Origin of the sequence: Burkholderia sp. AU45274, assembly GCF_030482505.1 — a bacterium.
GTDB lineage: Bacteria > Pseudomonadota > Gammaproteobacteria > Burkholderiales > Burkholderiaceae > Burkholderia.
Genome location: NZ_JAUJQE010000014.1, coordinates 68,921 through 87,821 on the forward strand (window position 1 = coordinate 68,921; position 18,901 = coordinate 87,821).

Consider the following 18,901-nt stretch of genomic DNA (forward strand, 5'->3'; position numbering starts at 1 on the left):
TTCTTTGCCGGGTTGCGCCGTGCGCCGCTCAGGCGTTGCCCGGCGCCGGGTAACGGACGTCGAGCACGTCGATCGGCTGCGGGCCAGCGGGCGTCATCAGCATGACGGTATCGCCGATCTTCGCCTTGATCAGTGCGCGCGCGACCGGCGAAATCCAGCTGACGCAGCCGCGATCGAGATCGACCTCGTCGATCCCGACGATCGTGATCGTGTGATCCTCGCCGTCCGGTGTCTCGTAATCGACCGTTGCACCGAAAAACACCTGATCGACATTCTCCTGCCGGCTCGCATCGACGACTTCGGCCAGATCGAGCCGCTTCGTCAGGAAGCGGATGCGGCGATCGATCTCGCGAAGCCGCCGCTTGCCGTAGATGTAGTCGCCATTCTCCGACCGGTCGCCATTCGACGCGGCCCAGGACACGAGCCGCACGACCTCGGGACGCTCGACGTCGATCAGGCTCAGCAGCTCGTCCCTCAGCCGCTTGTGGCCGGCCGGCGTGATGTAGTTCTTCGCGCCCGCCGGAATCGCGGGCTGGGCCTGGTCGAGATCGTCGTCGTCACCGTCCGACTCTTTGACAAACGCCTTGTTCATGATGCAGATTCAACATGGATGACTGATGCTCCAAGGGTACACGAAGGGCGCCCCGGCAAGGTCATGGCACCTAATTTGCGAATAAGGCTTCCCTTTTTATACAACCCTGCTATACTTCCGCTTCTGCGTGCGGCTGTAGCTCAGTTGGATAGAGTACTTGGCTACGAACCAAGGGGTCGTGGGTTCGAATCCTGCCAGCCGCGCCACTTTTTCGAGGGCCTTCCCAACCGAAGGCCCTTTCAGTTCAAAGCAGTAGAAGTCTTGTTGTTGCGTGCGGCTGTAGCTCAGTTGGATAGAGTACTTGGCTACGAACCAAGGGGTCGTGGGTTCGAATCCTGCCAGCCGCGCCACTTTTTTGGGAACCTTCCCATCGCAGAAGGTTCCGACAGTTAAGCAGTACCGTTTTGCGTGCGGCTGTAGCTCAGTTGGATAGAGTACTTGGCTACGAACCAAGGGGTCGTGGGTTCGAATCCTGCCAGCCGCGCCACCTTAAAAGGGCTTTCCTCCGGGAAAGCCCTTTTTTCTTTTCCGCCCCCCCCCCTTCCTTCCCTTGCTCAACGCACGGCAACGTACGGTCGCGTAACGCCCCTTTTCGGAAGAACGTCGACCACGCCGCACGTTCGCCTCTCCGGCAGCACAAATGAAAACGGCGGCCATTGGCCGCCGTCGATCGCTCGCCCACACGGGCCGCGTCAGTAATCCTGACGCTCGCGCTCGATGCGCATGCCGCCGTCGTGGCGCGCATGCGCACCGTCGTCGGTCGAACGCTCGCGCATGATCCGCATCACGTCCGGATTGGTTCGCACGCGCCGCATCACGTTCGCGAGATGCACGCGGTCGCTGACCTGGATCACGAAGCGCAGCACCGTCGATTCGTGCGTCAGATCCTCGTCCATCGCGATATGCACGATGTTCGCGTCGGCCGACGTGATGTCAGCCGCAACCCGCGCAAAGATGCCCTTCGTGTTCTTCACAAGCGCCTTCACCGCGACGTCGAACAGGCGGCCCGGCTGCGGCGCCCATTCGACGTCGATCCAGCGGCCCGGATCGCGGCGATGGATACGCTGCGCCACGCGGCAATCGGTCGTATGAATCGCCATCCCCAGGCCGATGCCGATGTAACCCATGATCGCGTCGCCCGGAATCGGCCGGCAGCATGCGGACAACTGCACGGACATCCCTTCGGTGCCGGTGATCACGACCGGCGGCGCGTGGTGCGCGGGATGCCGCTCGGACTTCGGCAGATCGTCGTCCGCATCGCGGCCGCTCATCAGCACCTCGATGCGCTTGGCCATCACCGCGGCCACGCGGCGGCCGAGGCCGATGTCCGCGAAGATTTCCTGACGGCTCTTGTTGCCCGTCCACTGCACGAGCTTCTCCCACACTTCCGGCTCGACATCGGCCAGCGCGAGACCATAGCCCTTCAGGCTCTGGTCGACCAGCCGCTCGCCCAGCTGCACCGATTCGTTCAGGCGCATCGTCTTCAGGTAGTGCCGGATCGCCGAGCGCGCCTTGCCGGTACGCACGAAACCGAGCCACGCAGGGTTCGGCTTCGAATACGGCGCCGTGATCACCTCGACGATGTCGCCGCTCTTCAGCTCGGTGCGCAGCGGCAGCAGCTCGTTGTTGATCTTCACGGCCACGCACTGGTTGCCGAGATCGCTGTGGATCGAATACGCGAAATCGAGTGCCGTCGCGCCGCGCGGCAGCGCCATGATCTTCGACTTCGGCGTGAACACGTAGACCGCATCCGGGAACAGGTCGATCTTCACGTGCTCGAGGAATTCGCTCGAATCGCCGGCTTCGCTCTGGATGTCGAGCAGCGACTTCAGCCACTGGTGCGCGCGCTTCTGCACGTCGCTGAGATCCGCGCTGCCGTTCTTGTACAGCCAGTGCGCGGCGACCCCCGCCTCGGCGATCTCGTGCATCTTGCGCGTGCGCACCTGGAACTCGATTGGCGCGCCGAACGGGCCGACCAGCGTGGTGTGCAGCGACTGATAGCCGTTGATCTTCGGGATCGCGATGTAGTCCTTGAACTTGCCGGGCACGGGCTTGTACAGCGCGTGCAGCGCGCCGATGCACGTGTAGCAGTCGAGCGGGCTGTCGACGACGACGCGAAAGCCGTACACGTCGAGCACCTGCGAGAACGACAGCTGCTTGTCGCGCATCTTGCGGTACACGCTGTAGATGGTCTTTTCGCGGCCGGTGATCTCGGCGTCGATCTTCGCATCGGCCATCGCGCGCTGCGCGGCTTCGAGGATCTTGCTGATCACTTCGCGGCGGTTGCCGCGCGCGGCCTTCACGGCCTTCTCGAGCGTCGCGTAGCGATGCGGGTTGAAATTCGCGAAGCTCATGTCCTGCAGCTCGCGATACGTGTTGTTCAACCCGAGGCGGTGCGCGATCGGCGCGTAGATGTCGAGCGTTTCCCGCGCGACGCGGCGGCGCTTCTCCATCGGCACCGCGCCGAGCGTGCGCATGTTGTGCAGGCGGTCGGCGAGCTTGACGAGAATCACGCGCACGTCGCGTGCCATCGCGAGCAGCATCTTGCGGAAGTTTTCCGCCTGCGCTTCCTCGCGGCTGCGGAATTCCATCTTGTCGAGCTTCGACAGGCCATCGACCAGTTCGGCGACCTTCGGGCCGAACCGCTCGGCCAGCTCGCTCTTGGTCACGCCCTGGTCTTCCATCACGTCATGCAGCAGCGCGGCCATGACGGCTTGCGCGTCGAGCTTCCAGCCGGCGCAGATTTCCGCGACGGCGACGGGATGGGTGATGTAGGGTTCGCCGCTCTGGCGATATTGACCGAGGTGGGCTTCGTCACTGAAGTGGAACGCCGCCTTGACCTCTTTGATTTCTTCCGGAGGAAGATACTCGGCAAGCACGCCCGTCAGTTTCGCGATCGAAACGACGCCGTGCTTGCGAGGCTGCTCCGGTGTGGCGGTCGGCCCGAACAGATGCCGGAAGGACTGTTCGAGGACCGCGTCGATGTACTGGCGCGCAGGCGACTGGGCCGTGGCTTCGGTGGTCGAATCCGCGGAGGCGGACGATGGGGTGGTGCTCATATTCGCCTCCAGGTCGAGTCGTTGCGCGCGTGGATTACATGGCTGGAACGGGCCGGATGCGCGTTACACCGGCACCTTCTTCAGCATCTCGACGCCGACCTGGCCGGCAGCGATTTCGCGCAGCGCGACGACGGTCGGCTTGTCGCGGCTTTCGATCTTCGGCGTATGGCCTTGCGCGAGCTGCCGCGCGCGATAGGTGGCGGCGAGCGCCAGTTCGAAGCGGTTCGGGATTTGCTTCAGGCAGTCTTCGACGGTAATGCGAGCCATGTTGGTAATTCCTTCTGAATATAGTCCTTATTCTACCTTATGTCCCTCGTCCCCCGCGTCATTCCGCGTGGGGCAGATGGATGCCGAGCTCGATGAACAGCTCCGTGTGTCGCGCGTACTGCGAAGCAAAGCGCAGGCGCGTGGCCGCGACGATGCATTCGAGCTCCGCGAGCGCACGCTCGAAGTTCTCGTTGATCACCACGTATTCCGCTTCGGGCGCGTGCGCGATCTCGCTGCCGGCGGCCAGCAGGCGGCGCGTGATCACTTTCGGCTCGTCCTGGCCGCGCTTCTTCAGGCGCTCCTCGAGCGCGTCGAGCGACGGCGGCAGGACGAAGATGCCGACCGCGTTGCGGAACTGCTTCTTCACCTGCAGCGCGCCTTGCCAGTCGATCTCGAGCAGCACGTCGTGGCCGTTCTTCATCTGCTCTTCGATCCACACGCGCGACGTGCCGTAGTAGTTGCCGTGCACTTCCGCGCTCTCGAGGAATTCGTGCGCCGCGTGACGCGCGCGGAAATCCTCGACCGTCGTGAAGTGATAGTGCTGGCCGTCCTGCTCGCCCGGGCGCGGCTTGCGGGTCGTGTACGAGATCGACAGGCAGATGTCGCTGTCCTTCGACAGCAGCGCATTCACGAGCGTCGACTTGCCGGCGCCCGACGGCGCGACGACCATGAACAGGTTGCCGGGATAGACGCCGCCGTGCAGCGAATGCGACGCGTGCGCGTCGCGGGTAGATTCCGTCATGTTGCTTTACTCCAGGTTTTGCACTTGCTCGCGCATCTGCTCGATCAGCAGCTTGAGCGCCATCGATGCGTCGGCGAGTTCCTTCGCCGCCGCCTTCGAGCCGAGCGTGTTCGCTTCGCGATTCAGTTCCTGCATCATGAAGTCGAGACGCTTGCCGACGCGGCCGCCCTTCTCGATCACATGGCGCGTTTCGTTCAGGTGCGCGGTGAGTCGCGACAGCTCTTCCGCGATGTCGATCCGGATCCCGTACATCGTCACTTCCTGACGAATGCGCTCCGCGGCTTCCTCGCGCGTGACGATCGTCGAGCTGCCTTCGGGCGCCGCGATGCCGAGCGCCTCCTGCAGCCGTTCGACGATCTTCTGCTGGTGCTTCGCGATCAGCTCCGGCACGAGCGGCGTGATGCGGGCGACGATCGCTTCCATCTCGGTGACGTTCGACAGCAGCATCGTCGCCAGTTGCGCGCCTTCGCGCGAACGCACGACGACGAGCTCGCCGATCGCTTCCTTGCCGCACGCGAGCACCGCCTCGCGGATCGCGTCAGCCGACACGCCGCTCTCGGCGATCACGCCGGGCCAGCGCAGGATCTCGCCCGCGCGCAGGCGGCCGACGCCCGGGAACGAGTCGAGTACCGAGCGCTCGAGTTCGGCGAGCTGGCCGAGCGCCGACTGGTTCAGCGCGCCCGCGCCGATGCTCTGCTCGCCGCGCTGCAGGTTGATGCGGATATCGACCTTGCCGCGCGACAGCTTGTTCATCAGCATTTCGCGCAGCGCGGGTTCGCACGCGCGCACGTCGTCCGGCATCCGGAAATTCAGGTCGAGGAAGCGCGAGTTCACGGTGCGCAGTTCGACCGACACGCTGGTGCCGCCGTTGCCGGTGGCCGTCGCGAGTTCGCGCGTCGCGCTCGCGTAGCCCGTCATGCTGTAGATCATGGTTCGTCTCGCCGTCTGGGTGCCCTCGCGGGCGGGGAAATGTCGAGGCGCCCGGCGCATCGGAAAGCGCGGGGCGGGAAGCGCGCATTATCCCATTTTTGCGGACCACCCCGCCGGGCACGCCCGCCGTTCGGCGCTAAAATCGGGGTTTCCTCTCGTTCCGCGATTCCCACATGACGTCTTCCGTTTCCCGCCCGAGCGGCCGCCGCGCCGACGCACTGCGCCAGGTCGCCCTGACCCGCCACTACACGAAACATGCCGAAGGCTCGGTGCTGGTCGAATTCGGCGACACCAAGGTGCTCTGCACCGCGAGCGTCTCCGAGCGCGTGCCCGACTTCCTGCGCGACCGCGGGCAAGGCTGGCTGACCGCCGAATACGGGATGCTGCCGCGCGCGACGCATACGCGCAGCGACCGCGAAGCCGCCCGCGGCAAGCAGACCGGCCGCACGCAGGAAATTCAGCGCCTGATCGGCCGCGCGCTGCGCGCGGTGTTCGACCTCGAAGCGCTCGGCCCGCGCACGATCCACATCGACTGTGACGTGATCCAGGCCGACGGCGGCACGCGCACGGCGAGCATCACCGGCGCGTTCGTCGCCGCGCATGACGCCGTGTCGAAGCTGATCGCGGCAGGCAAGCTCACGCGCTCGCCGATCACCGACCACGTCGCCGCGATCTCGGTCGGCGTGTACCAGGGCGCGCCCGTGCTCGACCTCGATTATGCGGAAGATTCGCAGTGCGACACCGACATGAACGTCGTGATGACGGGCGCCGGCGGTTTCGTCGAAGTCCAGGGCACGGCCGAAGGCGTGCCGTTCTCGCGCGCCGAGATGAACGCGCTGCTCGACCTCGCGCAAGGCGGGATCGCCGAGCTCGTGCAGCTTCAGAAAGACGTGCTGGGCGCCTGACATGCCGGACGACCACACCACCGCGCCGCTGTCGCGCATCGTTCTGGCGTCGAACAACGCCGGCAAGCTGCGCGAATTCACCGCGCTGTTCTCGACGGTCGGCATCGAGATCGTCCCGCAGGGCGACCTTGCCGTGCCTGAGGCGGAAGAGCCGTTCGGCACCTTCATCGAGAATGCGCTGACGAAGGCACGCCACGCGTCGCGGCTCACCGGGCTGCCGGCGATCGCCGACGATTCGGGCCTGTGCGTGCGCGTGCTGCGCGGCGCGCCGGGCGTCTATTCGGCACGCTACGCGCAGCGCGCGGGCCGTGACAAGGGCGACTCGGCAAACAATGCATATCTCGTCGAGCAACTGCGCGGCGTCGACGACCGGCGCGCATACTATTGCTGCGTGCTCGCTCTCGTGCGCCATGCGGACGACCCCGAGCCGCTGTTCGCCGAAGGACGCTGGGCGGGCGAGATCGTCGACACGCCGCGCGGCGAGCACGGATTCGGCTACGACCCGTATTTCTACCTGCCGTCGCTCGGCGCGACGGCCGCCGAACTCGAGCCGGCCGTGAAGAACACGCACAGCCATCGCGCGCTGGCGCTGAAGGCGCTGCTGGCGCGGCTCGCGGAGGAAGCATGAGCACGCCCGATACCCGTTCGCCAGCGGAGGTCGCATGAGCCAGGCCGCGGAAACCGGCGCGCGCGTCGTCGCGACCTTCACGTCGCCCGGCCAGGTGCGGCTCACGTCGCTGCCGCCGCTCGCGCTGTACGTGCATTTCCCGTGGTGCGTGCGCAAGTGCCCGTACTGCGATTTCAATTCGCACGAGTGGAAGGGCGAACGGTTTCCGGAAACCGAGTATCTCGACGCGCTGCGCGCCGATCTCGAGCAGGCGCTGCCGCTCGTGTGGGGTCGCCAGGTGCATACGGTATTCATCGGCGGCGGCACGCCGAGCCTGCTGTCGGCGGCCGGCCTCGACCGGATGCTGTCCGACGTGCGTGCGCTGCTGCCGCTCGACGCCGATGCCGAGATCACGCTCGAGGCGAATCCGGGCACGTTCGAGGCCGCGAAGTTCGCGCAGTTCCGCGCGAGCGGCGTGAACCGCCTGTCGGTCGGCATCCAGAGCTTCAACGAAGCGCACCTGAAGGCGCTCGGCCGGATTCACGACACCACGCAGGCACGCGCCGCGGTCGAGATCGCCGCGAAGCACTTCGACAACTTCAACCTCGACCTGATGTTCGCGCTGCCGAACCAGACGCTCGACGAATGCCGCACCGACATCGAGACCGCGCTGTCGTACGCACCGCCGCATCTGTCGCTGTATCACCTGACGCTCGAGCCGAATACGCTGTTCGCGAAATTCCCGCCGGTCGTGCCCGACGACGACGCGTCGGCCGACATGCAAGAGTGGATCCACGCGCGCACGGCCGAGGCCGGTTACGGGCGCTACGAAGTGTCCGCGTATGCGAAGCCGAATCATCAGTGCAAGCACAACCTGAACTACTGGCGCTTCGGCGACTATCTCGGGATCGGTGCGGGCGCACACACGAAGCTGTCGTTCCCGAACCGGATCCTGCGGCAGGCACGCTACAAGCACCCGGCGACCTTCATCGAGCAGGCGATGGCCGGCACGGCCGTGCAGGAAGAGCGTGAAGTCGGCGCGCGCGACCTGCCGTTCGAGTTCATGCTGAACACGCTGCGGCTCGTCGAGGGCTTCCCCGTGCACAGCTTCGCCGAACGCACGGGCCTGCCGATGAGCACGATCGAGCCGGCGCTGCAGGAAGCGGAACGGCGCGGGCTGATCGCGCGCGATTTCGCGCAGATCGCGCCGACGCCGCTGGGCCAGCGTTTCCTCAACGACCTGCAGGAATTGTTCCTGCGTGACGATTGAGGGGATGAACCACGCGGCATTTCGGTTACAATGCCGCCTCGTGTGGAAGCGTGGCCGAGCGGTTTAAGGCACCGGTCTTGAAAACCGGCGACGGGAAACTGTCCGTGAGTTCGAATCTCACCGCTTCCGCCAGGAAGTTCGCCAAACCCCGTCCATTCACCGAATGACGGGGTTTTTTGTTGGTCCGCGCACGCCCTTCCCTCACGTTCCGACGCGTCACGCCGGATGCCGTTACAATCCGGCGCTCCGATTCGCGAAACGGGAAACCCACGTCATGAAGCCCTTCATCGTCTCGTCGCTCGCTGCACTGCTGGTTGCCGTCAGCACGCCGGCGACGGCCGACTCCGCCGCCGGCAGCGACGCGCAAGCGTCGTGCGCGATCGCCTACGTGACGGGTGTCGGCGGCTCGCCGCGCGGCCTGAACGAATACCTCGCGAGCCCGTCGCCCTACAACTACGTGAAGGACAACGACCTCCAGTGCAAGGTGGGTGACGATGGACGCACGTCGAACTGCACCGGCGTGACCTACCTCCGGAACGAGCAGGTCAGCGTGTACGACGATTCCGATCCGGCAACACTGACCGTCGTGGCGCGCGTGGAGCTCGATCACGGCCAGAAATACCCGGTCATCATCGTCGTGCAGCGCAAGGACGCGCGCTGCAAGCAATGATGCGGCGCCGCGCACGAGCCCGTCCGCCGAAACGGCACGGGCGTTCGCGCCGGCCGTCGCGCGCCACCTGAGCGGCGGGCACCGGCAGCGGCACGCCATTACATCGCAACGCGCCGGAAGCCCCCCTCCCGGCCGGCCGCTCGATCACCTAGAATTCGATCAACACGGCGACACGACCGCCGCCGCGTACTCGATGCCGCGCGCGCCACCCCTGCGTGCGGTACACGGAGATCGCCATGACCGAACTGTCGACACCGGCGGAACACGTCGATTACGAAGGCTTCGAGATCCATGTCGTGCCGGCCGTCGCGCCCGGCAACGACACGCGCTACACCTACACCGGCTACGTGTGCCATCCTGGCGCGAATCCCGCCTTGCCCGGCCACGCGGTGCCCTTCCATGCGGACGGCGAGGAAAGCTTCGCGAGCCTCGATGAAGCCGTCCACGAAGCCGTGCACATCGGCAAGAGCATCATCGACGGCACGCACCCCGACCTGTCGATCCTGTCACTCGTCACGCACGGCTTCTGAACCGGGCCGCACGCATCGCCGAAAATGGCGCGGGCGCGCCCGTGGTGCTGCCTGCAGCGACCCGCTGCGCTCGCGCCGGACCCTCGCCACGCGCCGGCGTGCCAGTCGCGTTCCTCGTGTTTCTTTCAACCTTGCAACACGCACGCCGCGATGCACGCGTGCGGCAGCCACGCGAGCGTACTGTCACATGTCACGTCACGTCACGTCACGTCACATCGCGCTGCGCAAGCACACGCCTTCTCGTCATCAGCGCTCGCATCATCCGGCATCGCCCGTTATGCGTTTCTCCCGATATCGGCTCGCGTCCGTGCGCCTATCATTTTTTTATAGTCACTTCCGGCTAGCCTCCCATGCGCCCCCTTCCCCGTTTGCATGTCAACCGGCCGCGTGCAGTTGCGCTGGCCGTCGTCGCCATGCTCGCGGCGTGCACGATCACGCCGCCTCCGTCGCTGCACTCGATCCTGACGATTCCGTCGATCACCCGCAGCGGCAACCTCGACCAGTACCGCGTCGAAGTCGCGCACCGTGTCGCCGAACGCAATCCGTCCGGCATGCTGCACGGCATACCTCAGGCCATGCTCCGCTCGCTCGTCGTCGTGGCCTTCACCGTCGATGGCAGCGGCCGGCTCGTCAACGCGTCCGTCTATCGCAGCAACGGCGACAGCGAAGCGGAAGCACTCGCGCTCGCGTCGCTGCGCCGCTCGGCGCCGCTGCCGCCGCCGCCGTCGCGACTGCTCGACGGCAACGGCCGGCTCGAACTGATGGAAGGCTGGCTCTTCAACGACGACGGCCACTTCCAGTTGCAAAGCACCGCGTCGGCGCAGGCGCAATCGATCGACTGAGCGGTCGCCGCCCCGCGATTGCCGGTGCACGGCGGCGCTGGCTATAATTTTCCGCAATCGCGCGGCCATCACGCCGCGCGCGCGTTCGTGCGCCCCACCCGGCATGCGAGCCGACCACGCCGGCACCGGGCGGCGGCGACGTACACGTCTCCATCGTCGACCGGCGGGTGACGTCCGCGCCACGGCGCGCGTCCACGCCGCCACCGCATCATCCGCTCGGCTGCCCCCGGCAGGCATCCGCCTGCCCGACCGCACGCTCAGCCGACCGCCCCAACGACAAAACGGAGACATCCATGTCCGCATCCCCCCCGACCGTTGCACACGCAACCGGTTCGGCCGGCGCCGTCAGCCACCGGCGCATCGTGTTCGCCAGCTTCATCGGCACCGCGATCGAGTTCTACGATTTCTACGTGTACGCAACGGCCGCCGCGCTCGTCATCGGCCCGGTGTTCTTTCCGCACGGGTCCGCGACCGCACAGGCGCTGTCCGCCTTCGTCACGTTCGGCATCGCGTTCATCGCTCGCCCGATCGGCTCGTTCCTGTTCGGGCACTTCGGCGACCGCATCGGCCGCAAGTCGACGCTCGTCGCATCGCTGCTCGTGATGGGCGTGTCCACCACCGCCATCGGCTTCGTGCCCGGCTACGACGCGATCGGCGCGCTCGCGCCGGTGCTGCTGTGCGTGCTGCGCTTCGGCCAGGGGATCGGCCTCGGCGGCGAATGGGGCGGCGCCGCGCTGCTGGCGACCGAGCACGCGCCGCAGGGCAAGCGCGGCTGGTTCGGAATGTTCCCGCAGCTCGGGCCATCGGTCGGCTTCCTGATGTCGAACGGGCTGTTCTTCGCGCTCGCGCTGTCGCTGTCGGACGAGCAGTTCCGCAGCTGGGGCTGGCGCATCCCGTTCCTGGTCAGTGCGGTGCTCGTCGCGCTCGGCCTGTACGTGCGGCTCAAGATCACCGAAACACCCGCGTTCCAGGCCGCGCTCGATCGCAACGAGCGCGTGCGCGTGCCGGTCGCGACGCTGGTCACGCAACACTGGCGGCCGACGCTGCTCGGTGCGCTCGCCATGGTCGTCTGCTACACGCTGTTCTACATCTCGACGGTGTTCTCGCTGTCGTACGGCGTGTCGGCGCTGCATATTCCGCGCCAGAGCTTCCTCGGCCTGCTGTGTTTCGCGGTCGTGTTCATGGGACTCGCGACGCCGCTGTCCGCGTGGGCATCGGACCGCTTCGGCCGCAAGCCGGTGCTCGTCGTGGGCGCGATCGCCGCGCTGCTGTCGGGTTTTGCGATGGAGCCGCTGCTCGGTAGCGGCTCGATGCCGCTCGTCGCGCTGTTCCTGACGATCGAGCTGTTCCTGATGGGCGTGACGTTCGCGCCGATGGGCGCGCTGCTGCCGGAGCTGTTCCCGACCAACGTCCGCTACACGGGCGCGGGCGTCGCGTACAACCTCGGCGGGATCCTCGGCGCGTCGATCGCGCCGTATATCGCACAACTGCTGGCGGCGCGCGGCGGGCTGTCGTGGGTCGGCGGTTATGTGTCGGTTGCGGCGGCGATCAGCCTGATCGGCGTGCTGCTGATGCGCGAGACGCGCGACGCATCGCTCGTCTGAAACTCCGGGGCGACCCGGGTTGTGCGCAAGCCGGCGCTGCCTATACTCGATCCTGGGTGCGCCGCTGCGCGCGCCCGGGATCCCGCCCTGAAGGAGCCGCCGCCATGAACATCCGCCTCGGCAATGCCGATCTCGTCCTGATCCTCGCGCTCGCGCTGGGCGGCGCGATCCTGCTCGCGATGCGCTTCCGGCCGCAGACCTGGCGCGGCCTCGTGTTCGAGGCGCTGCTGGCGAATCTGGCGGCCGTCGCCGCCGTCCTCACGGTCGAGGCGCTGCTCGCCTGAACCGGCACACCCCGCTTCGTCAGGCGGTCATCCGCGCGCGCAGCGCGCCGTAGGCCGGGCCGACCGTATCGATCGCGTCCAGCGCCTCGTCGACCGACGGCATCATGCCCGGCTCGCCGATCGACAATGCATTCGGCGCGCCGCCGATGCCGCAATGATGGCGCGACGTCGCGACGAAAATCATCACGGTCGGCCGCTGCAGCGCGTGCGCCATGTGGACGAACCCCGTATCGACCCCCACCACGAGCGCAGCCCGGCCGAGCGCCGCGCCGAGCTCGCGCACCGTCATCGCAGGCAGCACGACCGAACCCGGCGCGCGTGCGGCGATGTCCTGCGCATCGTCATGCTCGGCAGCCGATCCCCACGGCAGCAGCACGCGCACGCCACGCGCCATCATCTGCGTGGCGAGCGCGGCCCAGTGGTTGGCCGGCCATTTCTTGTCGGGGTTGGACGTCGCATGGAACAGCAGCATGAATGGGGCACCATCGGTCACGGCGGCCGGCAGGTTCACGTCCCGCGGCGGGGCGATGCCGTACGTGGCGATACCCTCGGGCGCGTAGCCGAGCGCCTCGCCGGCACTCACGCGCATCCCGTGCCACGCGTCGCAGTCCGGCCGCGGGCCGAAACGATGCGAATACGCGAAGCGTGCGCCCGTTTCGCCGAGATCCCGCGTCTGGTAGCCGACCCGGCGCGCGGCGCGCGCGAGCGCCGAAATGATCGCGCTCTTGTAGACGCCGTGCAGGTCGATCACCGCATCGTAGCGATGCGCCCGCAGCGCGCCGATCGACGCCGTGATCGCCTTCAGGTCGCCGCGATTGCGCATCTTCTTGAAGCGGCGCAGCGGCGCGCCCAGGACACGGCTGACGCCCGGATGCCAGCGCACGACCTCCGCGCACGATTCATCTACCGCCCAGTCGACCGTTACGCCGGGAAAGGCGCGATGCAAATCCGCGACGACGGGTAGCGTCTGGACAACGTCGCCGAGCGACGTCACTTTCACGATGAGGATACGTTTCACGATGTGTGGAGATAAGCCAGTCAATTTGGCATGCTCACGATGGTTACATGCGCAGACATTACGTGAAATTACTTTTGCAACAAAATGCATCTCCTTTCGGGAACATTCTCGCTCCCCGCCCGCATCCGGTTCTTTTTATAATTCGATCTTTGCCTGCCGGCCCGCGCCGATGCCACGCCCCGCCCTTCCCGCCCTGTTTCCCGCTCTTACCCGTCGTTCGCTGAGGATCTGGCGCCAGTACGGCGTGTTCTGGCTCGGTGCGATCGTCGTCGGCCTCGCGGCCGTACTTTACGCGCGTCTGATCGACTGGGGTTACGAAACCTTCCGCACGATGCGCGATCACGCCGCGTGGATGCCGCTGCTGCTGACGCCGGCCATCGCCGCGCTGTCGGTATGGATCACGCGGCGCTTCTTCCGCGGCGCCGAGGGCAGCGGCATCCCGCAGGTGATCGCGACGCTGCATGCGCGCCCGAGCGCGTTCGGCTCCCGGCTGCTGACGCTGCGCATCCTGTTCGGCAAGGTGCTGGTGTCGTTCCTCGGCATCCTGGGCGGCTTCACGATCGGCCGCGAAGGGCCGACCGTGCAGGTCGGCGCGGCGCTGATGTTCAACCTGCGACGCTTCTACCCGCGCTCGAACGCGCAGATCGAACGCCAACTGGTGCTCGCCGGCGCGGCGGCCGGGCTGTCGGCCGCGTTCAATACGCCGCTCGCGGGAATCGTGTTCGCGATCGAGGAACTGACGCGCAGTTTCTCCGCGCGCGCCAGCGGCGTGCTGATCACCGCGATCATCCTCGCCGGCGTCGTCGCGCTCGGCCTGAACGGCAACTACACGTATTTCGGCACGATCGATGCCGGCCCCCATTTTCCGAAACTGCTCGCGCTCGCCGTGCTGGTCACCGCGATCGTCACGGGGATCGCAGGCGGCCTGTTCTGCTGGCTGCTGCTCAACACGGGACGCTGGCTGCCCGCGCAGCTGCTGGGCCTGTATCGCGAGCGGCCGATCACGTTCGCCGCGCTGTGCGGCTTCGCGATCGCCGTCGTCGGCCTCGTATCGGGCGGCACGACCTTCGGCAGCGGCTATGCCGAGGCGCGCGGCCTGCTCGACGGCAGCCAGCATCTGTCGGTGTTCTATCCGTTCCTGAAGATGATTTCGATGGTGGCGTCGTACCTGCCGGGCATCCCGGGCGGGATCTTCGCGCCGTCGCTGTCGATCGGCGCCGGGTTCGGCAACCTGTTGCATCTCGTGTTCAGCAACATGAGCCTGCCGATGCTGATCGCGCTCGCGATGGTCGGCTACATGGCGGCCGTCACGCAGTCGCCGATCACGTCGTTCGTGATCGTGATGGAGATGATCAACGGTCACGCGCTCGTGATTTCGCTGATGGCCACCGCGCTGGTGTCGAGCCGCGTGTCGCGCTTCTTCGCGCCACCGCTCTACGAAACGCTCGCCCTGCGCTATCTCGCGCCGCCCGCCGCGGCCGCTGAACCGGCTGCGGCAACCGCCGCGAGCGCGACGGCGGCAACCGGCGTCACCGAGCCGCAGGATGCGGCCGCGGCGCCCGCCGATCCGCTCGACACGCTGCGCGACGAAGGCGGCAAGGGCGACGAAGCGTCCCCCTCCACCGTGCCGGCCGAAGGCGCAGCACATGCACCGGCGCCGTACGACGACGAGCCGGCCGCAGCCGGGACGCACGACCCGGCACAGCGCGGCCCGCGCGACGCTCAGTAGATCACGACGGGCGCCGGCCGGTAGTACACGGGCCGCGCCGGCACGACGATGCATCCGGCCAGCGTGATCGCGACGAGCGCGATGGCGATTGCGGTTCTTTTCATCGTCCGGCTCCATCAGGCCCAGTGACCACGGGTCCAGAACCAGTTCGGACCGCGCTGGTCCCAGTGGCCCGGCACCCATTGCATACCGACGCGCTCGGCTTCCCAGTGACCGCCGATCCACACGTAGCGGCCATGCTCCCAGTGCCAGTGCCCGCGATCCCACACGTAGCCCACGCGCGAGGCCGGCACGACCTCGTAGCGCACCGGCGGCGGCGCGTTCGGCGCGACGATCACGACTTCCTCGGTGCGCACGGCGACCGGCTCGGCGACGACCACGCGGCCCTGCGGCACGACCACGGGGGTGCCGACGAGAATCTCGTCCGCATGCGCGGCAAGCGGCGCGACGACGGCTGACAGGCTCGCGGCAAGCAATGCGAGCGAAACGATACGACGTTGAACGGTAGAGACAGCCATCACAACCTCCTGGTTGAACAAGTTACGCGAGCGTATTCGTTCAATGCGGGAGGCGCGGTAACGGCCGACAGACGCCGTGTTACGGCATGCCCGAAAGTGCAACAGGGCGTAAGACGCGCACGGCGGCGAGTGCCGCCGTGCGGAGGGATACCTGCAACGGTCAGGCTTGCGGGATCTCGATCTTCACTTCGAGGACTTCGAGATCGTCCTGGCGCTCGAGGCTCACGCGGATGTCATCGTCCGAAATATGGACGTACTTCGAGATGACCGCGACCAGCTCCTTCTGCAGCGCCGGCAGGTAATCGGCCGGCGGCCGGCCGCCGACGCGCTCGTGCGCGATGATGAGCTGCAGGCGCTCCTTCGCGACCGATGCGGACTTTTTCTTCTCGCCGAGGAGAAACGAAAGGATGGACATGGGCGGCCTCCGTTACTTGCTGCCGAAGAGGCGCTGCAGCAGGCCCGGCTTCTGGTAATCAGTGAAGCGCAGCGGCTTGTCTTCGCCGAGGAAACGCGCGACGACGTCCTTGTACGCTTCCGCCACGTCGGTACCGTCGATATGCACGGCCGGCAGACCCTGGTTCGATGCATGCAGCACGGCTTCCGACTCGGGCACCACGCCGATCAGCTTGATGCGCAGGATCTCGCTGATGTCCTCGAGCGACAGCATCTCGCCTTCGCTGACGCGCTTGGGGCTGTAGCGCGTGATCAGCAGGTGTTCCTTGATCGGATCCTTGCCTTCGGTCGCGCGCTTCGTCTTCGACGACAGGATGCCGAGAATGCGATCCGAGTCACGCACCGACGACACTTCCGGGTTCGTGACGATCAGCGCTTCGTCCGCGAAGTACATCGCGTGCAGTGCGCCCGCCTCGATACCGGCCGGCGAATCGCAGACGATGTATTCGAAGTCCATCGCGACCAGGTCGTTCAGCACCTTCTCGACGCCGTCACGCGTGAGCGCATCCTTGTCGCGCGTCTGCGACGCCGGCAGGATGAACAGGTTCTCGCACTTCTTGTCCTTGATCAGCGCCTGGTTCAGGTTCGCTTCGCCCTGGATCACGTTCACGAGGTCGTACACCACGCGGCGCTCGCAGCCCATGATGAGATCGAGGTTACGCAGGCCGACGTCGAAGTCGATCACGGCCGTCTTGTGGCCGCGCAGCGCGAGACCGGACGCAAAGCTCGCGCTCGTCGTCGTCTTGCCCACGCCGCCCTTGCCCGAGGTCACCACGATGATTTTTGCCATTTACCCAATACCCTGTGTTCGTCAATGAGAGCCGATCGATCCGGAGCGCACCGCGTGTCTTACGTCAGGCGCAGCGGTTCGATCATCAGTTTTTCCTCTTCGAGCCGGATCTGCACCGATTTGCCCAGTACTTCGGCGGGCAACGGGTTCTCGGTTGTTCGATAGATACCCGCGATCGAAATCAGTTCCGGCTCGAGACACGTGCAGAAAATGCGCGCGTCGTGATTGCCGTGCACGCCCGCGAGTGCGCGGCCGCGCAACGGCGCGTAGATGTGGATATTGCCTTCCGCGATGATCTCCGCGCCGTGACTGACCGGCGCGAGCACCACGAGGTCTCCTTTCGCGTAAATCTGCTGCCCCGAACGCAACGGCCGGTCGATCACCAGCGTCTGGCCGCCGGCCTGCACGGGCGTCGGCGCGGGCTCCGACGGCTGTTCGGGCGCCGCTGCGGCTGCCGCAGCGGTGGCGGGCTCGACGGCTGGCACAGCCGCCGGCTCCGCTTCGTCGGCAGGTTTTGCGGCCGGCGCGCGGCGATCGCGCGCCTCCAGCAACGGCAGGCCGGCTTCCCCCGCCCAGCCCTGCGTTGCCAGCGCGACGACGCCCACCGGACGCATCCGCACGTCGTTCAGCATCTGGCGGATGTCCGCGAGCGCGACGCGTTCGCCGTCAGCCAGGCGGCGGACGTCGATCGCGACGACATCGTCGGCGAAAAACTCGGGAGTCGCTTCGAAGCGCTTGACCAGTTCGGTACGCAACGCATCGAGATCGGTCGTCTTCACGGTGAACAGCAACGTATCGACCGATCCGCTGCGCAGCTCGAAGAATGGCGATTTTTTAAGCGACATGGACACTCTGCAAAAATTTTTTGCGTATTTTACAGGCGTCCACGCGTGCGGCCATTATTTTTGGGGAACCGGGTGGCGGCGGCCCGGGCGGGCGCGCAACCGGCAGGCGGGCAGGCAAGCGGGCGACCCCACGCTCATCGCGCCGTGCGGCCCGCGTTCTGACGTCACGTCAGTGCTTCATCTGCGATACGTACAGCGATTTCATCGCGCCGGGCATCCGTGCGATCGGTGCGTGTTCGCCGGTATTGCCGAAACCCGCCCGCTCGTAGAAGCGGATCGCGTTGCGGTTCGCATCGGCAATCCACGCGTAGACGTCCTGGGCACCGCGCTCGGCGAGCCAGGCGGTGGCCGTCTCCAGCAGCAGCACGCCGCCGCGCAGATGACGCACCGCATGCGCCACCCACAGCTCGCTGACGAACGCACGCCGATCGGGCGTATTGTCGAAATACGCGCCGATCATGCCGGCCGGATGGCCTTCGGTATACAACAGGAAAGTCGTCGACTCGTCGGACACGGCGCGCTGCGCGGCAATCGCCGACGCCGCGTCCGTTTCGACGTTCAGCAATTCGGCCTCCGGCGCTTCGCCGGGCGCGTAGGGCTCGCGCAGCGATGCGGCGCGGAGTTCGCGATACACGCCGCCCTGGTCGGCAACGATACGACGAACGGTCAAGGTCGAACTCATGCAGGCACAGCCCCCTTCGGACAGCAAGCTACTAGCTTCAACCGAAAGCGGGGCATGAGTCAAATCGTTATTTTCAAATGACAGCGCGAATCGAAAGGCAGCACGCACCGCCGGCGGCCAGTCGGCCCGTTCGTGTGCAGGTGCAGCATCGCGATGCCGATGCGTGCCGCCGAAAGACGGTTGCGACGGCCTCGTTCGACGCATGCCGGCAGTCGCCTTGCGACATGCGGCAGTTGCCCGTCAGACCCCGTGAATTTCAACGCGAAAGCCGTAATGATCCGTAAGATTGGAGACCCCGGAAATAGATATCACGGGCACCTGCCGCCCTCTCAATATTGCATTGCAACATTTGTTGCGAACCCGTGGCGCCGACACCCGCACGCGTCACGACACGCCATCCGTCTGACAAACCGGTCGGCCGTACGGGTCGATCCGGCGCTCCCCGCATGTTTCAATCAGCGTGCGCGGGCCCTTCCCTGCCTGCGCCACACACGCTCGCCCGTTTGGAGCCGCGCGCCTAGTGCCGGAGTTTGGCAACCGTGCGCGTGGGTCGTATAACAGGCA

Annotated in this window: 20 protein-coding genes and 4 tRNA genes; 13 read left to right on the top strand and 11 right to left on the bottom strand. The window is 66.4% G+C overall.

The window, feature by feature from the left end; all coding sequences use genetic code 11:
• Positions 1 to 28: 28 nt before the first annotated feature.
• Complete coding sequence (gene greB / locus QZM35_RS33350; RefSeq protein ID WP_089430747.1) at positions 29 to 592, bottom strand: transcription elongation factor GreB; 564 nt, start codon at positions 590 to 592, stop codon at positions 29 to 31.
• A 129-nt stretch (positions 593 to 721) separates the two neighbouring features.
• On the opposite strand from greB, the gene QZM35_RS33355 reads away from it, so the two are divergent.
• The 3 genes from QZM35_RS33355 to QZM35_RS33365 all read left to right on the top strand — a co-directional run bounded on the left by QZM35_RS33355 (position 722) and on the right by QZM35_RS33365 (position 1,079).
• Positions 722 to 798: transfer RNA gene (locus QZM35_RS33355), tRNA-Arg, on the top strand.
• Positions 799 to 865: 67 nt separating this feature from the next.
• Positions 866 to 942 (top strand) — tRNA-Arg (locus QZM35_RS33360).
• Between the two features lie 60 nt (positions 943 to 1,002).
• A tRNA-Arg gene (locus QZM35_RS33365) sits at positions 1,003 to 1,079 on the top strand.
• A 205-nt stretch (positions 1,080 to 1,284) separates the two neighbouring features.
• Here QZM35_RS33365 and QZM35_RS33370 read toward each other — a convergent pair.
• The 4 genes from QZM35_RS33370 to QZM35_RS33385 all read right to left on the bottom strand — a co-directional run bounded on the left by QZM35_RS33370 (position 1,285) and on the right by QZM35_RS33385 (position 5,590).
• Positions 1,285 to 3,651 (bottom strand): bifunctional (p)ppGpp synthetase/guanosine-3',5'-bis(diphosphate) 3'-pyrophosphohydrolase, encoded by a 2,367-nt coding sequence (locus QZM35_RS33370; RefSeq protein WP_089424747.1) that lies wholly within the window; start codon positions 3,649 to 3,651, stop codon positions 1,285 to 1,287.
• A gap of 63 nt (positions 3,652 to 3,714) precedes the next feature.
• Entirely contained in the window at positions 3,715 to 3,918 is a 204-nt protein-coding gene (gene rpoZ / locus QZM35_RS33375; protein ID WP_006025620.1) for a DNA-directed RNA polymerase subunit omega, read from the bottom strand.
• A 58-nt stretch (positions 3,919 to 3,976) separates the two neighbouring features.
• Positions 3,977 to 4,660, bottom strand: a complete 684-nt coding sequence (gene gmk, locus QZM35_RS33380; RefSeq protein WP_301777554.1) for a guanylate kinase — start codon at positions 4,658 to 4,660, stop codon at positions 3,977 to 3,979.
• A gap of 6 nt (positions 4,661 to 4,666) precedes the next feature.
• On the bottom strand, positions 4,667 to 5,590 hold the full coding sequence (locus tag QZM35_RS33385) for a YicC/YloC family endoribonuclease (protein ID WP_011351283.1): 924 nt from the start codon (positions 5,588 to 5,590) through the stop codon (positions 4,667 to 4,669).
• A gap of 173 nt (positions 5,591 to 5,763) precedes the next feature.
• Here QZM35_RS33385 and rph point away from each other — a divergent pair, with 173 nt between their 5' ends.
• The 9 genes from rph (at position 5,764) to QZM35_RS33430 (ending at position 12,302) form a co-directional block, all read left to right on the top strand.
• Positions 5,764 to 6,495, top strand: coding sequence for a ribonuclease PH (rph, locus tag QZM35_RS33390; RefSeq protein WP_089430746.1), 732 nt, complete (start codon positions 5,764 to 5,766; stop codon positions 6,493 to 6,495).
• 1 nt (position 6,496) lies between these two features.
• Positions 6,497 to 7,123: an RdgB/HAM1 family non-canonical purine NTP pyrophosphatase gene (gene rdgB / locus QZM35_RS33395; RefSeq protein WP_301777555.1), complete on the top strand. Its 627-nt coding sequence runs from the start codon at positions 6,497 to 6,499 to the stop codon at positions 7,121 to 7,123.
• Positions 7,124 to 7,157: 34 nt separating this feature from the next.
• Complete coding sequence (hemW, locus tag QZM35_RS33400; protein WP_089424744.1) at positions 7,158 to 8,372, top strand: radical SAM family heme chaperone HemW; 1,215 nt, start codon at positions 7,158 to 7,160, stop codon at positions 8,370 to 8,372.
• Between the two features lie 44 nt (positions 8,373 to 8,416).
• Positions 8,417 to 8,504 (top strand) — tRNA-Ser (locus QZM35_RS33405).
• Positions 8,505 to 8,646: 142 nt separating this feature from the next.
• A complete protein-coding gene (locus QZM35_RS33410; protein WP_301777556.1) occupies positions 8,647 to 9,042 on the top strand; it encodes a hypothetical protein in 396 nt (131 codons plus the stop codon).
• Between the two features lie 236 nt (positions 9,043 to 9,278).
• On the top strand, positions 9,279 to 9,572 hold the full coding sequence (locus QZM35_RS33415) for a hypothetical protein (RefSeq protein ID WP_089424742.1): 294 nt from the start codon (positions 9,279 to 9,281) through the stop codon (positions 9,570 to 9,572).
• 350 nt (positions 9,573 to 9,922) lie between these two features.
• On the top strand, positions 9,923 to 10,414 hold the full coding sequence (locus QZM35_RS33420; protein ID WP_089424741.1) for an energy transducer TonB: 492 nt from the start codon (positions 9,923 to 9,925) through the stop codon (positions 10,412 to 10,414).
• 293 nt (positions 10,415 to 10,707) lie between these two features.
• A complete protein-coding gene (locus tag QZM35_RS33425) occupies positions 10,708 to 12,018 on the top strand; it encodes an MFS transporter (RefSeq protein ID WP_089424740.1) in 1,311 nt (436 codons plus the stop codon).
• Positions 12,019 to 12,122: 104 nt separating this feature from the next.
• Positions 12,123 to 12,302, top strand: coding sequence for a hypothetical protein (locus QZM35_RS33430; RefSeq protein ID WP_089430744.1), 180 nt, complete (start codon positions 12,123 to 12,125; stop codon positions 12,300 to 12,302).
• Between the two features lie 19 nt (positions 12,303 to 12,321).
• On the opposite strand, the gene waaC is transcribed toward QZM35_RS33430, so the two are convergent.
• Complete coding sequence (gene waaC, locus QZM35_RS33435; RefSeq protein WP_089424739.1) at positions 12,322 to 13,320, bottom strand: lipopolysaccharide heptosyltransferase I; 999 nt, start codon at positions 13,318 to 13,320, stop codon at positions 12,322 to 12,324.
• Positions 13,321 to 13,489: 169 nt separating this feature from the next.
• Here waaC and QZM35_RS33440 point away from each other — a divergent pair, with 169 nt between their 5' ends.
• Positions 13,490 to 15,049: a chloride channel protein gene (locus QZM35_RS33440; protein ID WP_301777557.1), complete on the top strand. Its 1,560-nt coding sequence runs from the start codon at positions 13,490 to 13,492 to the stop codon at positions 15,047 to 15,049.
• Between the two features lie 116 nt (positions 15,050 to 15,165).
• Here the strand turns inward: QZM35_RS33440 and QZM35_RS33445 are convergent, their stop codons facing one another.
• The 5 genes from QZM35_RS33445 to QZM35_RS33465 all read right to left on the bottom strand — a co-directional run bounded on the left by QZM35_RS33445 (position 15,166) and on the right by QZM35_RS33465 (position 18,337).
• Positions 15,166 to 15,567, bottom strand: coding sequence for a YXWGXW repeat-containing protein (locus QZM35_RS33445; RefSeq protein ID WP_089424737.1), 402 nt, complete (start codon positions 15,565 to 15,567; stop codon positions 15,166 to 15,168).
• A 160-nt stretch (positions 15,568 to 15,727) separates the two neighbouring features.
• The gene (minE, locus tag QZM35_RS33450) at positions 15,728 to 15,982 is read right to left on the bottom strand and encodes a cell division topological specificity factor MinE (RefSeq protein ID WP_006476634.1); all 255 of its coding nucleotides are present in this window, start codon (positions 15,980 to 15,982) and stop codon (positions 15,728 to 15,730) included.
• A 12-nt stretch (positions 15,983 to 15,994) separates the two neighbouring features.
• Positions 15,995 to 16,810, bottom strand: a complete 816-nt coding sequence (minD, locus tag QZM35_RS33455; protein ID WP_046545140.1) for a septum site-determining protein MinD — start codon at positions 16,808 to 16,810, stop codon at positions 15,995 to 15,997.
• A gap of 59 nt (positions 16,811 to 16,869) precedes the next feature.
• Positions 16,870 to 17,655: a septum site-determining protein MinC gene (gene minC, locus QZM35_RS33460; protein ID WP_089472323.1), complete on the bottom strand. Its 786-nt coding sequence runs from the start codon at positions 17,653 to 17,655 to the stop codon at positions 16,870 to 16,872.
• A gap of 169 nt (positions 17,656 to 17,824) precedes the next feature.
• A complete protein-coding gene (locus QZM35_RS33465; protein WP_174968547.1) occupies positions 17,825 to 18,337 on the bottom strand; it encodes a GNAT family N-acetyltransferase in 513 nt (170 codons plus the stop codon).
• Positions 18,338 to 18,901 lie beyond the last annotated feature (564 nt).